A 14,740-nucleotide genomic window follows, 5' to 3' on the forward strand; every position below is an offset into this window, starting at 1 on the left:
AATATCATATCAGAATAACTTATATATGAATACATTTTGATTAATTTTGTTTTTTTAGGATATCTGTTTGATTCGTTAATGATAATCACCTCTCGACTTTGTGAGATTTTTCAATAGTAGCTCTCTCACTACTTTGTTCTCACTGCTTTGAATGGACGCCTTGGTTGATAAAAATTACATAAAGCATTCAAACATTCATCATTTGGGGCTATACAAGTAAAAACCGATACCACATAATTTTAGGGTTAGATAGATAATCATCAATAAAAACAAGAGGAATGACACTATGACAGATGCAAATAAAACCGATGCAACCACAAAAATGGCGCCAAAAGACATCAATCAAGATAGTCTGGCCAAAGAAGATCAACAGCGTACTGACGACTCAGCGCTAGATATGATGCAAGGTATGCATGAGCATGAAGATCATCAAGAAGAAGGCGCAAAATAAAAGATGGCAGAACGGCAGATAAAGCCAGTTATCTAGTATTAACAGCAAAAATAAGAAGCGCTTGTCATGATGATGAGCGCTTTTTTAGTTTTGTTTCTCTCACCTCTGGCAGATGATCTGAGACATAGTTATATATAAATGCTGCTGTTAGAACGATTGCGATGGGTACAAGCAGCGCATCATAGCTAACTTTGGCAAACAAAAAAGCCCCCACTGTACTGCCACCGCAGAAGCAATACCAAATAATGGCTTGAAAGCCCAATGTCGGCTTACTAATGGAGCGACCCGCAAGCCAGTTACCGATTGCTGCACCCATATCGGATGTCAGTCCTGTCAAATGAGTTGTGCGAATAACTGCTCCACTATAAGTGGCTACCATCGCGTTTTGTAATCCGCAGGCCATCGCTGCTGCCAATTGTCCGAGATAGTCATGCTGCTGATATAACCAGTAGGCAGCTATTAGTAATGCTGCTTCAAAATATAGCGCACGCCCGTAACGACGGCCTAGTGTTAAGGATGTCTGCCCAATGACAAAACCGCTTAATATTGCCCCTGACAAAAAAGACAATAGTAGCGCTCCGATATACAAAATACTGTGGGCGTCTGAATAAGCGATAGCTGCTGCAAACAAGCTTACATTGCCCGTGACATGCGACACTGATAAATTGGCAAACCCCATTAATGCTGTCGTATTCACGCAACCAGCACTAAATGCCAATACTGCCCCGCCCCATAGTATCCACTTTGGTAACTTGGTTATCATATCCCTCGTCCAAAGGCACGTAGCTAAAAAGGCGCATTGCTAAAAAAGCACGTAGCCAAAAAGACTCATAGTATAACTAGAAAAGACAGCCAATTGGCTGTCTTTTCTATTATCAAACGAATCATCTATAACAATTACTGTGCTGGCTCATCAAGCATCATCAACTGCTCGCTGATAGCTACTGTATTGAAGCCTGCATCAACGAACATAATCTCACCTGTGATACCAGATGCCCAAGGCGACAATAGGAACAATGCGGCATTGCCTACTTCTGTCTGTGTGATGTTGCGTTGTAGTGGCGCAATTTTTTCGCTGATATCAAGCATTTTACGGAAAGACTTAATGCCACTAGCCGCTAGCGTGCGGATAGGACCTGCAGATATTGCATTAACACGGATACCTTCACCGCCCATAGACGTTGCTAAATAACGAACGCTGGCTTCTAAACTGGCTTTTGCCATACCCATGACATTATAGTTTGGCAATACTGAAATGCTGCCTTCGTAGGTCAATGTCAACATAGAACCATGGCGCATCGCTAGTAACTCACGAGCCGCTTTAGCCAATGCAACGAAGCTATAGCTAGAGATATCATGCGCGATATGACTGCCTTCACGAGTCGTGGCATTGACAAAATCCCCATCCAACTGATCCATCGGTGCAAAACCAATGGCATGTACCACACCATCAATACCGTCACCCCAGTGAGCAGTCACTTGCTCAAAGCACGAAGCAATTGACTCATCAGAGGCGACATCACACTCTAATACCAAATCCGCTTCGAATTTTTCGGCGGCCATATCGACGCGTTTTTTGATTTTGTCATTCGGATAAGTCAGGATCAGTGAGGCGCCTTCGCGGTGTAGCGCTTCTGCAATAGCCCAAGCGATAGAGAGTTTACTTGCGATGCCAGTTACGACAAATCGTTGTCCTTGCAATAGCATAAGATTTCCTTTTGAATCAATCGAGATGATTTAGAGTATAGGTTTATTTAGAGTAATCAGAAAGTGACGCGTCATGAAATGATACAAATCAAAAGATGACTTATTATACACGAATTAGTTTAAGTAAACAGTCGTAAACTGTACTTGTCGACTCTCATTAACGTTGTATTAACCTCTCATTTAGTAAACCAATCAGATATCTGCCATCCATAACGGTCTTTATATAAACGTTCTAAACGGTATACACCGTTATAGTTATGACCCTATTGATTTGTCTGACGACTCTGAACAGATTAAACACTCAACTGCTTGCTACAGCAGTATGAAGTTCAGCAGATTTCGAGTATAATCACAGCCCTTCCCAGCTTGCACAATTTTATAAGAATCCTGACATGATAGGATTCAACGTTAAGCTACACCCACATTTTGGATGGCTGCCAAACTTATGAGTAACACCCCAATAATAACCCCAGATTATAAAGAAAGTACCGAATCCTATCGCCAACTGATTGGTTCAACTGGCGAAGACTTAGATCGTCCTGGTTTATTAGACACGCCTGTACGTGCGGCAAAGGCTTTTGCTCACTTAACCAAAGGCTATCATCAAAGCATTGAAGAGGTGGTCAATGATGCGGTTTTTCCATCGACCAATCGTGAGCTAGTACTGGTACAGAACATTGAGTTTTATTCACTGTGCGAGCATCATATGCTACCGTTCCATGGTGTGGCTCATATTGGCTACCTGCCTGATGGTCAAGTACTGGGGCTATCGAAGTTTGCCCGCATTGTCGATATGTTTGCCCGTCGTCTACAAATACAAGAAAACCTGAGTGAACAGATTGCACAAACCATCATGGATGTTACTGGCTGTCGCGGCGTGGCGGTAGTCATGGATGCCTCGCACATGTGTATGATGATGCGCGGTGTCAGCAAACAGCATTCAACCACGCGTAGTACCGCGATGCTTGGTGAGTATCAACACAACAATCAAGCCCGTAATGAATTTTTAGGTGCGGTACCTAAGCGTCAGCCAGCGTTTTAATTGGCTGTTAATTGATTAGGCTGTTGTGAATAACAACCAAATAAAAAGGACGCATCATATGCGTCCTTTTTGTTTGGCCGAGCGGTAGAAAAATAGTACTAACCAACTGGCTTTACATCGTCTACCCGATCACCATAACCAGCAGCTTCCATATCTGCAAGCGGAATAAAGCGGAGCGCTGCTGAATTCATGCAATAGCGTTTGCCTGTCGGTGCTGGACCGTCGTCAAATACATGTCCCACGTGTGAGTCCGCGTAACGGCTACGAATTTCAGTACGGGTTCCAAATATTCCTCGATCTGGCTTTTCAACCACTAAGCTCGTATCCAATGGGCGAGTAAAGCTCGGCCAGCCCGTACCAGACTTATATTTATCACGCGAAGAATACAGTGGCTCACCAGATACGACGTCTACATACAGTCCAGGCTCTTTGTTATCCCAGTACTCATTATCAAAGGCGCGCTCAGTACCTTCTTTTTGAGTGACTTTGTACTGAATATCACTAAGCGATTTCTTTAGCGCATCTTGTGAAGGTTTTACAAATGTATCTGGATTAAAACCTTTACTTACTTTGCTATCTGATGTGTTATTTGACATTGCTGGCTGCGTACTATCTGCTTCGGGCGTAAACTGACTAAAATCAAGCTCGTAGTTTTTACCATAGACACTCTCGATAAATTGATAGCGACCAGAATTGAAGGTATAAGCTTTATAGCGTATCGGGTTCTTTTTATAGTAATCTTGATGATACTCTTCAGCAGGATAAAAAGTGCTAGCAGGTACAATCTCAATCACTACTGGCTTGTCATATACACCAGAGGCTTGCAGTGACTGCTTGGCCGCTTCTGCGATTTGCTTTTCTTGCGCATTGTTATAAAAAATTGCTGGACGGTACTGTGTACCGCGATCAACATACTGCCCTTTATCATCAGTAGGATCAGCAATTCTCCATAACACTTGTACTATGCCATTGTAAGTAATCTTCTTAGGATCATAATACACTTGCGCCGCTTCTGTATGCCCAGTACCACCTGCTGACACCTGCTTGTAGGTTGGGTTTTCAGTGGTGCCACCCGTATAACCAGATACGACTTCTACCACGCCAGGGATTTTTTCATAACCTGCTTCAACACACCAAAAACACCCACCCGCTACCGTGGCTACTGCCAATCCTGGTGTAGTCGGTGCATATGGGTTAGCGGCAGTTGTACTCTTTACAGTAGAGCTGTTTTCAGTTGATGCGCAGCCTGCGTAAATCGCACTACTCGCTATGATAACTAACCCTATGATTTTAGATGGTAATATGCGATTCATAGAAATCTCCTAAGCGTAATGTCCTTTAAATATCCTAACGCCTTTGTATCACTGAAACATTCCTATACTGTTATATATTTACAGTTTATTAAGATAATTTTTATCAACTGAGTGTAATAACAAGATAAATTAAACGATTATTTGATAACGATTACATATTTTAGTATGACTTAACTATAGAAATAAGACGGAAACTTTATTATCTCAATGCATTAAAAAAGCCTATCCTCCAAAGAGTAATAGACTTTTTTATTTTAATATCACTAGCTCTATAAAAAACTATGACGCTGTTTCATTATTACTATCAGCACGTTCGTCGCTAGCTTGCTTAATCTTCGTTAGAATTTCCTTGATTTCAGCGGCTGATAGATAAGTTGGCACGGCATAAGTATCGCTGACCTCTTTTGCTGCTGCCTTTGCGATATCATTAAAGTCGCTGGTTTGCATACCATTGACAGTTGGATCAATATTTAGTTCTGCAATCAAGTCTCTAACTTGCGCAATCAGGTTATCTGCTATCTCACTATCGCCATTAGCTGCTTGACCATTCTGTACCATACCGGTTCTTTTAGCCAATGCAGCCAGTCTCTTTTTGCTCGCTTTGCGATTGATGTCAAGTACATAAGGCAACACGATGGCATTGGCACGACCATGAGGAATACTATAGTAAGCGCCTAACTGATGCGCGATAGCATGCACATAACCCAGACCTGCTTTGTTAAAGGCGATCCCGCCGTAATGAGCGGCGATACCCATCTCTTCTCTTGCTTTTAGATTGCCACCGTCTTTATAAGCTAGTGGTAAGTAATGCATAACAGATTTTACGGCAGAGGCTGCATAGTAATCTGTCTCTACGCTGGCATTAGCACTCATCCATGCTTCTAAGGCATGGGTCAATACATCAATACCAGTATCTGCTGTAATATGAGCTGGCATGCCTTTCATAATAACTGGGTCAATCGCAGCGGCTAGTGGTACCATTCTTGGGTCGATAGACAATGCTTTTTGATGCGTTTTGTCATCAGACACTACTGCACCAAGTGTCGCTTCTGAACCCGTGCCAGCTGTCGTTGGTACGCAGTATAGCGGCGTTGCAGGCTTTCTTGCTTTAAGAATACCGATTAGCTGCTTTGGCTTGCACTTATTGCCTTGAGACATGGCTATCATTTTGGCCGCATCGATCACTGAGCCGCCACCAATAGCTATGATAGAGTCACAATTGGCTTCTATAGACTGACGGAGCCCTTCTTCAACTACTTTAAAAGTAGGATCTGGCGTAATGCCATCATAGATGTGATAACTGATATTTTTCGCATCTAGATAATCGGTAACTTTTGCAGGTATGCCCAGTTTGTTGAGCACCGTATCCGTGACGATAAACACATTGGTATTGCCTTCATTGATAAGCATATCGCATAGCTCATCACAGGCAGTCTCACCGACAAAGAGCATAGGTCTTCTGATAGGTATCACATAAGACACTGCTTTTAACACCTTGGCCCGAGTTTTAGCGACAACCAAATAACCAGCATGCTGCAAGCTGTTGTTCTTTACCAATTTAGTAATACTATTTTGTGTTTTCATGAGCACAAAAATCCTTTTTAATGATGGTTTTAACTACAATAAAGACCGTTAAAGACCGTTTTTGCCAGCCAGTTAAATATTACTAATTTACGAGCGCCAGAATGTATAAAGATACGCATCACAGCATTATAAAATGGGCAGCTCTCTAAAATTATTGTACCACTGCTCTTTTCAATATGTCGCTATTATTATGAACTGTGATGTGTCAATTTTATACTAGGTCGCTTAATTTAGTCGCTTAATTTGATTGATCAGTCTGAGTGGCTACAGTAAGTCGTTTAAACTAGTCAGTACTTGCCTTTAACAGTTGCTGAGTGTAAGTATGTTGTGGATGATTGAAAAGATCTTCGGTACGTCCAGATTCTACGCAAGTGCCTTGTTTCAATACCATAATATGCTGACACAGTGCGCGTACTACTTTGAGATCATGACTGATAAAGACATAACTGATTTCTAGCCTTTCTTGAATTTCACGTAATAAACTAACTACTGTGACCTGTGTGGTACTGTCGAGTGCGGAGGTCGGCTCATCTAATATAAGTAAGCTTGGTTTCATAATGAGTGCACGCGCCAGTGCCACGCGTTGACGCTGGCCACCTGACAGCTCGTGTGGATAGCGCTGCGCAAATGCTAAAGGCAAATGTACCGTAGCAAGACTATCTAGCACCGCTTGCTGACGTGCAACTTTATCCACGCCTTGTACCAGCAGACCCTCTTCCACGATTTGCATGACCGTCATACGCGGATTAATACTAGCAAATGGATCTTGAAATACCATCTGAATTTGCGAGCGGAAGTTACGTAGCGCCTTTTTGGACAATGCTGAGATATCTTGATCATTGACCACTATCTGCCCATTCACACGTGCTTGGTTGCTCAGTAGTTGACTAAGCGCCAGTGCAATGGTGGTTTTACCAGAGCCAGATTCTCCAACGATACCCAATGCCTGACCTTTTTGCAGTGTCATATCGACACCTTTGACCGCATCGAACCAGCGCTTGGTACCTCCAAGCAGACCCTTTTCAATTGGGAATTGTACATTAAGACGCTTCACTTCTAGTACGATTGATTGTTTATCTGCGTTATCGTCTTCTATGATTAATGCTTGCCCAAAGTCTTGCTTGATAAGTGTGCGAGTATAATCGGCCTTAGGCTGATCAAATACCGAAGATGTTTTACCCTGTTCAATCGTTTGACCTTGGCGCATAACGATAACCTCATCACTATAGCGCTTGACCAGATTGAGATCGTGACTGATTAATATCATCGCCATATTGTGCTTACGTTTGAGATTATCTAATAACGCCAAAATCTCATGCTGCAAGGTAACATCGAGCGCAGTCGTTGGCTCATCAGCAATTAGAATATCAGGCTGCTGAGCCAATGCCATGGCAATCATCACTCGCTGGCGCTGACCACCTGATAACTCATGTGGGTAACGATTCAATTTGTCAGCAGGATCTGTAATATTGACATCATTTAGCAAAGCAATGCTGGTTTCTTGCCATTGCTTTTTAGGTACGCCGCTTAGACGCAACGATTCAGCAATTTGTTTAGCAACCGTATGTAACGGATTTAATGCGGTCATCGGTTCTTGAAATACCATACCGATACGCTGTCCACGAATAGACCGCAGTGCAGCATTACGCGCCTTATCATTCGCTATGGGCAAGGTAGACATACCTGCCGTATTTGCAAGCTGTACCACACCAGTGATGGTCAAACTATCTGGTAACAGCCCTAGTAGCGCAAGACTGGCAATTGACTTGCCAGAGCCTGACTCACCAACGATGGCCAAGGTTTGCCCTTGTCTTAACTCATAAGACAGCGCATCGACCAACTGGGTGCCTGTAGTCGTCGTGATAGTTAATCTATCTACAGTTAGCATGAGCTTATCTTGTGCACGATGAAGACTTTCATTTGGCGCATTGCTGTGCTTAGTGGCGACAATATTTTTAGTCATATTAAGAACGCCTCGGATCAAATGCATCACGCAGCGCTTCGCCGACGAAGATGAGCAATGACAAAATAAAGGTCAAGCTAAAGAATCCTGACAAGGCAAGCCAAGGTGCATCAAGGTTGTTCTTCCCTTGTACCATTAGCTCACCAAGAGACGGCGAGCCAGGTGGCAATCCATATCCCAAGAAATCCAGCGCAGTCAAAGCGATAATATTGGCCGTTAGAATAAATGGCAACTGCGACAAACTAGAAGCTAACGCATTGGGTAAGATATGTCTAAGCATGATTTGGCTGTCCGAAACACCTAAATTGCGTGCAGCTCGCACATAGTCAAAGTTGCGGGCTCGTAAGAACTCTGCCCGTACCAAACCGACCAAACCCATCCAACCGAACAGTAGCATCATGGCGAACAGCATAATAATGCTGGGACTAAACAGACTGACCAAAATAATAATCATAAACAGCTGAGGCATACCGCCCCATACTTCCATAAATCGCTGCCCTGCCAGATCTACCCAGCCGCCATAATAACCTTGTACCGCACCGACGATAATCCCAATCAGTGCACCCGCAAGCGTCAAGGCCAGACCAAACAGTAACGACACTCGCATACCATAAAGTATCCGTGCCAGCACATCACGTCCCATATCATCAGTACCAAGCCAGTTCTGAGCATTGGGTGCTGCTGGATAAGGCAGACCAAGCTCGACGTTGGGCGTCTGGTCGGCAAACGGAATAGGCGGCATTATATAAAACCCTTGCTCATCAATCAGCGACTGCACTGCAGGGTCTTTATAATTGGTTTCGGTCTCAAATACACCGCCAAACGTCGTTTCAGGATAGGCCTTTAATACCGGAAAGTAATAATCGCCTTGATATTGAACCAGTAAAGGTTTGTCATTGGCAATGACGTTAGCTGCCATACAAATAACAAATATCACTGCGAAAACAAACAGCGATATCACCCCAAGTCTATTTTGACGAAAGCGATTGAGTCGTGCTTGCCAGATAGGGTTCAAGCGTTGCTTTTTTGTGGCAGATAGCTGCTCAGGCATTGGCGCTTTATCTGGTTCGCTATTAATAGTACTGCGATTTGGTGAAGGTTGATTATTTGACATTAGCGCCCCTCAAAGTCAATACGAGGATCGATTAAGTGATAGCTCAAATCACTGATTAATTGCAGTAGCAACCCCATTAAGGTAAAGATAAATAGTGTGCCAAATATCACTGGATAATCACGTTGTTGAATGGCTTCAAACCCTAACAAGCCCAAGCCATCTAGTTTAAAGATAATCTCAATCAAAAAGTTACCCGCAAAGAAGATACCAACAATAGCGGCTGGAATACCTGCGATAATAATCAACATCGCATTGCGAAACACATGGCCATATAGCACCTGACGCTCACCTAAGCCTTTAGCACGTGCGGTCAGTACATACTGCTTGCCCAGTTCCTCTAAAAAGCTGAATTTGGTCAAATAGGTCAAGCCCGCGAAACCGCCTACGGTACTTGCCAGCAGCGGTAATGCCAAATGCCAAAAATAATCTTTTACTTTACCAAGCGCGCTTAGCTGATCAAAATTTTCGGACGTCAATCCCTGTAATGGAAAGATATTCCAATAGCTGCCACCTGCAAAGAAAACCAGTAAAATCACTGCAAAGACAAATACAGGTATCGCATGTCCGATCGCTAGCAGCATAGCAGTGGCTTTATCAATGCCTGAGCCATGATGCATCGCTTTATACACTCCCAATGGAATAGCTATCATATAGATGAGCAGCGTACTCCATAGTCCAAGCGATATCGAGACTGGCAGCTTCTCTATAATAAGGTCGGTCACCGACTGCCCTTTAAAAAACGACTCACCAAAATCTAACTGAGCGTAGTTCTTTAACATAAGCCAAAATCGCTCTGGAGCAGATTTATCAAAGCCATATTGAGCGTTGATTGCGGCGACCATCTCCTCAGAGAGACCACGCGTGCCTTGATAAGTGCTGTCGTTGCCACCTGCACTGCCCGCACCAATATTACCGCCAAGCGCATTGTCTTTTGCGCCCTGTTCGATAAGTGCCAGCTGCTGCTCAACAGGCCCGCCTGGTGCCGCCTGTACGATCACAAAGTTGGCAAGCAAGATCAAAAATAGTGTCGGCAATATCAGTAGTAGTCTTTTTAAGATATAACGACCCATAATGGCGACTTCCTAAATAAAGAGAGAGGGCAATGACGTTCAGCAGCGAATTGCGTTGTGTTAAAGAGATGCTTGAAAGCAAGCTACTTGTTAAAAACTTACTTTAAAAGTTGTTTTTCAGCTCACGTAACGCTGCAAATACCGTTAACGACTTCTCATCATCGATAGGCATTTTGGATTTAACTCCTGCGATTACACTCGGCTCTTGTGTACGTAAAAACACATTTACCGTGCGCTCATGCTCTAGTGTCACTGGTAGCGTTGCCATGCCTTGTTCAGTTTGTACCTCTGCTCGTGCTAAGGCTTGCTGCATCGATTCATTGTCAGGTTCAATAGATAGACCAAAACGTAGGTTACTGGCCGTATATTCATGCGCCGGATACAGTAGCGCCTCATGAGGCAAGCCGTTCAAACGCTTAAAGCTCTCATGCAGTTGCTCAATCGTACCAGTAAACACACGTCCACAACCTGCACTAAACAACGTATCACCGCAGAAGCAGTGCTTTTGCCCATCGATATCCAAAATATAGGCCATATGGCTAGCGGTATGCCCTGATACATCCCAGACTTGCGCAGAGCAGCCCCATGCGCTCACCGTGCTACCGTCTTTGATAGTTTGATCTTCATCGACGCCATGCTCACTATGCGCAACCAGATGAGTCATCGGATACGATTCCTGCAACTCTGCGACGCCGCCGATATGATCATGATGATGGTGAGTCGTCCAAATCGATGTTAGTTCGAGCTCATGCGTCTCTAGATAATCAATGACCGGCTGGGCTTGACCTGGATCAATGACAATCGCCTGCTTATTATTTTCATTAATCAATGTCCAGATATAGTTATCGCTAAATGCTTTGATTGGGTGAATACGAATACTCATATTAAATCCTTACCGGTAGTTATTTTTGTTACGTGTTATTTTGAGTTATCTAGGGCGTGTCCTCAATTCAAACGAGTGTCCTCTAAATGGGCTAAAAACAGCTAAATTTTGCCAAACATCGTCAAATAGTTGGTCAATATCTCGATATTATCTGCACTATTTTCCTCGTTTGACGGCAATTTATCTCATTTTTATCACCATTTTTAAAATGAGGACACGCCCTAATCTAACTGTTATTTGATAGCAACAGCATATATTTAATAAAACAGCATATATGCTCAGCTGTCCGTTGTTATCGGGTCAAACTTTATAGTAAATACTGTTTATTGTTTTAAATATTTATTGATACGCCCTTCTGCCTCTTTATCCACCCACCAGTAATCGATACCAACAGCATTGGTCGGTAGTTTTTCAGTATGGCGATACTGATCCCAATAGGCGACATTGGTGCCAGATTTGCCGTATAGCGGTACGACATAATGCCCTGCGCGTAACAACCGATCTAGCACCTGCGTATACAGTACGATCTCGTCACGATTTTTAGCATTACCAAGGGCAGCAACGACCTTATCGACGGCTGCATTCTTGATACCAGCACTGTTATGATTACCCGGCTCGTCAGCAGCAGCGCTACCCCAAAATGCCGCTTGCTCAGCACCAGGAGATAGACTTTGGGCAAACACGTCCACGACCATGTCATAGTCAAAACGGCGCATTCGCTCATAATATTGCGGCCCATCGACTTGGCGCAAAGTAGCATCAAATCCCAAGCGTTTTAGATTGCGAATATAAGGCAACAAGACACGGCCCATGGTCTCGCCTGTCATCAAAATCTCAATCTGAGCAAGCGATCCATCAGGTTGATATAGTTTCATATCCTCATAATAAAACCCAGCCTCTAACAATAGCTTACGCGCTTCTAATAACCCTTGACGATTAAAACCATTACCGTCGCTGGTGGGTAGCTGCCATTCTGCTAATGTTGCTTGGCGCTGAATTGGTTCAAGCTCAGACAATAAAGGCGTCAATACCTGCACCTCTGCATCAGATGGCGTACCCGTTGCGGCGAGCTCTGAGCCATGAAAAAAGCTTTGCAAGCGTTCATACTGCCCGTGGAATAGGGTTTTATTCATCCATTCAAAATCATAGGCAGCTGTCAGCGCTTGGCGAACTTTGATATCTTGAAAGATTGGACGGCGCAAATTCATCACCAATGCTTGCATCGGTACTGGATTTTGACTGGTTATCGTCTCTTTTTGGATAAGCCCTGCTTTCACTGCCGGGAAATTATACCCAGTTACCCAGTTAGATGCTTTATTTTCGGGACGAAAGCGGTATTGACCAGATTTAAAACCTTCAAAGGCAATTTCATCACTTTGATAATAAACAAACTTGATCATATCAAAATTGTAGCGGCCACGATTGACCATCAAATCACGCCCCCAATAATTGGGATCACGTATATAACTTACCGAACGCCCCGCATCAACTCGACCCAATTTATAAGGACCACTACCCATTAATGGTGACAGACTGATTTTCTCAAAATCGATGTCAATGGAAGACTTGGCAAAAATAGGAAACTGCCCAACGGTCAGTAAAATCTCTTTGTTTTCAGCAGATGCAAAGACAAACTTTACTTGTTGATCATTAATGATTTGAATGTCTTTGATATCGCTAAGATAACTGCGAATATACATGGGGCCTTTGTTCAATATCGCCTCAAAAGTCGCTTTTACATCACGGCTGGTCACACCCGACCCATCCCAAAAACGAGCATCAGGGTTGAGATGATAGATAATCCAGCTCGTATCATCTGGATCATATGTCACTTTACTTGCCAGCTGCGGATACATGGTAAATGCTTCATTTAATGAACCAGTCATCAAAGTATCATACAGATAGTCTGTGCCAATCATCGCGACGCCCGTGGTCATCCATTTGTTGGCGCTATTAAACGTACCGCGAGCATCTAGAGAGAGCGTGCCCCCTGATGGCGCTTTTGGATTGGCATAGGGCATGTATGGCGCGCTGATATACTCAGTAGAGCTATTGTGACCAAGCGCTGTCGTCGTGATGGGTGCAGCGATACTGCTCGGTATCCAGCTGACGGTAATGGTTAGCAACATGGCTTTTAACAGGGCGTTTTTTATTATCATGACGTTATAACAAACCTCTATGCTAAACAATATAAATATCAAAACGTAAAGCCTGACAGCAAAACAGCGTTATAGCAAAATTTTATCATAACAAACTTAGGTTTTTTAACCTAATGGTTTGCCGTGGATATCGTTTAATGGTGATAGCATTGCTCTATTATTACTACGCGCTAGCATAACCAAACTGTCTCTTTATAAATATAAAAAAGGCGCAACCATGACTAGTTACGCCCTTCTTGATGTGCAGTTTATATATGAAAATTTTATACGCTAGCGGTTACTCTTTTGCTTAGGCGTGCTTTTTTTCAAAAGCAATCATAAAGTCAACCAGCTGCTGTACCCACTCAATTGGTACGGCATTGTAGATGCTGGCTCGCATACCGCCTACGTCACGATGACCTTTTAGATTTAACAAGCCAGCTTTTTCTGACTCTTCTAAGAATACTTTATCAAGGCTGCTGTCTGCTAAAGTAAATGGCACGTTCATGATAGAACGATACTTAGAGTCTACTGGATTATTATAAAAACTGCTGTCATCGATTGTCTTATAAAGTAAGTCAGCTTTTTGCTGATTGATTTTACCGATAGCAGCCACACCGCCCTGCTCTTCCAACCAATCAAACACCAGCCCTGCTAAGTACCAAGAATACGTCGCTGGCGTGTTAGACATAGACTCTTTGTCAGCTTGATGCTCATAGTTCAGCAGCATAGGACACCATTCACTTGCTTGCCCCATCAAATCATCACGGATAATGACAATGACTAGACCTGCAGGACCGATGTTTTTCTGTGCGCCCGCGTAGATCATGCCAAATTTAGACACATCTATCGGCTGTGACAAGATACAAGATGACATATCAGCAATGATTGGCGCATCTACTTGTGGCGGCTCAAATATCTGTAGGCCATGAATTGTTTCATTAGCACAGTAATGAAAATAAGCGGCGTCTTTACTGATATTCCAATCGCTTTGCGCTGGTACGTCAGTAAAGTTATTCTCTTTGCCAGTTGCAACTAGGTTAATTTCGCCCAGACCCAACGCTTCATAGCGCTTGGCTTCTTTGATCGCTTTACCTGACCATGCACCAGTCGTCAAATAGTCACCGCGTCCACCATTTAACAGATTCAATGGAATCGCAGAAAACTGCAAACTTGCGCCGCCTTGCAAAAACAGCACTTTATAGTTATCTGGTATTTCCATAAGCGTGCGTAGCTTAGCTTCCGCTTTGTCAGTAATGGCCATATACTCTTTGCTACGATGGCTGACTTCCATGACCGACAGGCCGCGACCTTGCCAATCAAGCAGTTCGCTCTGTGCGCGCTCTAATACGGCTGTTGGCATGGTAGCAGGGCCAGCACAAAAATTTGGCAGGCGATGCGGGGTGGCAGTTGCTGTAGACGTTGGGGTTGTAGGCATAATCACAGTCCTAGGTATGATGAAATAAAAGGATGTT

12 protein-coding genes are annotated in these 14,740 nt (G+C 43.5%); 2 read left to right on the forward strand and 10 right to left on the reverse strand.

The features are described 5' to 3' along the window. Positions 1 to 286: 286 nt before the first annotated feature. Positions 287 to 451, forward strand: a complete 165-nt coding sequence (locus CXF60_RS14460) for a hypothetical protein (RefSeq protein WP_167669405.1) — start codon at positions 287 to 289, stop codon at positions 449 to 451. 64 nt (positions 452 to 515) lie between these two features. Here CXF60_RS14460 and CXF60_RS09345 read toward each other — a convergent pair whose 3' ends face one another. Continuing rightward, entirely contained in the window at positions 516 to 1,214 is a 699-nt protein-coding gene (locus CXF60_RS09345; protein WP_102091717.1) for a YoaK family protein, read from the reverse strand. 134 nt (positions 1,215 to 1,348) lie between these two features. Next, a complete protein-coding gene (locus CXF60_RS09350; protein ID WP_102091718.1) occupies positions 1,349 to 2,158 on the reverse strand; it encodes an enoyl-ACP reductase FabI in 810 nt (269 codons plus the stop codon). 445 nt (positions 2,159 to 2,603) lie between these two features. Between CXF60_RS09350 and folE the strand changes: the two genes are divergently transcribed. Next, the gene (folE, locus tag CXF60_RS09355; protein ID WP_180958127.1) at positions 2,604 to 3,200 is read left to right on the forward strand and encodes a GTP cyclohydrolase I FolE; all 597 of its coding nucleotides are present in this window, start codon (positions 2,604 to 2,606) and stop codon (positions 3,198 to 3,200) included. Positions 3,201 to 3,298: 98 nt separating this feature from the next. Here the strand turns inward: folE and msrB are convergent, their stop codons facing one another. From msrB to serC, 8 genes are all read right to left on the reverse strand, one after another. After that, positions 3,299 to 4,513: a peptide-methionine (R)-S-oxide reductase MsrB gene (gene msrB, locus CXF60_RS09360; RefSeq protein ID WP_102091720.1), complete on the reverse strand. Its 1,215-nt coding sequence runs from the start codon at positions 4,511 to 4,513 to the stop codon at positions 3,299 to 3,301. 279 nt (positions 4,514 to 4,792) lie between these two features. Further along, a complete protein-coding gene (locus CXF60_RS09365) occupies positions 4,793 to 6,097 on the reverse strand; it encodes an iron-containing alcohol dehydrogenase (protein ID WP_102091721.1) in 1,305 nt (434 codons plus the stop codon). A gap of 283 nt (positions 6,098 to 6,380) precedes the next feature. Continuing rightward, the gene (locus CXF60_RS09370; protein ID WP_416376873.1) at positions 6,381 to 8,060 is read right to left on the reverse strand and encodes an ABC transporter ATP-binding protein; all 1,680 of its coding nucleotides are present in this window, start codon (positions 8,058 to 8,060) and stop codon (positions 6,381 to 6,383) included. A 1-nt stretch (position 8,061) separates the two neighbouring features. After that, positions 8,062 to 9,111 (reverse strand): ABC transporter permease, encoded by a 1,050-nt coding sequence (locus CXF60_RS09375; RefSeq protein ID WP_102091738.1) that lies wholly within the window; start codon positions 9,109 to 9,111, stop codon positions 8,062 to 8,064. 62 nt (positions 9,112 to 9,173) lie between these two features. After that, the gene (locus tag CXF60_RS09380; protein WP_102091723.1) at positions 9,174 to 10,244 is read right to left on the reverse strand and encodes a microcin C ABC transporter permease YejB; all 1,071 of its coding nucleotides are present in this window, start codon (positions 10,242 to 10,244) and stop codon (positions 9,174 to 9,176) included. A gap of 103 nt (positions 10,245 to 10,347) precedes the next feature. Continuing rightward, complete coding sequence (gene gloB, locus CXF60_RS09385; protein WP_057760343.1) at positions 10,348 to 11,127, reverse strand: hydroxyacylglutathione hydrolase; 780 nt, start codon at positions 11,125 to 11,127, stop codon at positions 10,348 to 10,350. A gap of 323 nt (positions 11,128 to 11,450) precedes the next feature. Then, positions 11,451 to 13,283 (reverse strand): extracellular solute-binding protein, encoded by a 1,833-nt coding sequence (locus CXF60_RS09390; protein WP_102091739.1) that lies wholly within the window; start codon positions 13,281 to 13,283, stop codon positions 11,451 to 11,453. Between the two features lie 292 nt (positions 13,284 to 13,575). After that, the gene (gene serC, locus CXF60_RS09395; RefSeq protein WP_102091724.1) at positions 13,576 to 14,703 is read right to left on the reverse strand and encodes a 3-phosphoserine/phosphohydroxythreonine transaminase; all 1,128 of its coding nucleotides are present in this window, start codon (positions 14,701 to 14,703) and stop codon (positions 13,576 to 13,578) included. Positions 14,704 to 14,740 lie beyond the last annotated feature (37 nt).

It is taken from the genome of Psychrobacter sp. 4Bb (assembly GCF_002836735.1).
Taxonomy (GTDB): Bacteria; Pseudomonadota; Gammaproteobacteria; order Pseudomonadales; family Moraxellaceae; genus Psychrobacter.

Coding starts and splice junctions, on each gene's coding strand:
- CXF60_RS09380 (WP_102091723.1), bottom strand. CDS start 10,244: ATGGGTCGTTATATCTTAAAAAGACTACTACTGATATTGCCGACACTA.
- gloB (WP_057760343.1), bottom strand. CDS start 11,127: ATGAGTATTCGTATTCACCCAATCAAAGCATTTAGCGATAACTATATC.
- serC (WP_102091724.1), bottom strand. CDS start 14,703: ATGCCTACAACCCCAACGTCTACAGCAACTGCCACCCCGCATCGCCTG.
- CXF60_RS09350 (WP_102091718.1), bottom strand. CDS start 2,158: ATGCTATTGCAAGGACAACGATTTGTCGTAACTGGCATCGCAAGTAAA.
- CXF60_RS14460 (WP_167669405.1), top strand. CDS start 287: ATGACAGATGCAAATAAAACCGATGCAACCACAAAAATGGCGCCAAAA.
- CXF60_RS09370 (WP_416376873.1), bottom strand. CDS start 8,060: ATGACTAAAAATATTGTCGCCACTAAGCACAGCAATGCGCCAAATGAA.
- CXF60_RS09365 (WP_102091721.1), bottom strand. CDS start 6,097: ATGAAAACACAAAATAGTATTACTAAATTGGTAAAGAACAACAGCTTG.
- CXF60_RS09375 (WP_102091738.1), bottom strand. CDS start 9,111: ATGCCTGAGCAGCTATCTGCCACAAAAAAGCAACGCTTGAACCCTATC.
- CXF60_RS09345 (WP_102091717.1), bottom strand. CDS start 1,214: ATGATAACCAAGTTACCAAAGTGGATACTATGGGGCGGGGCAGTATTG.
- msrB (WP_102091720.1), bottom strand. CDS start 4,513: ATGAATCGCATATTACCATCTAAAATCATAGGGTTAGTTATCATAGCG.
- folE (WP_180958127.1), top strand. CDS start 2,604: ATGAGTAACACCCCAATAATAACCCCAGATTATAAAGAAAGTACCGAA.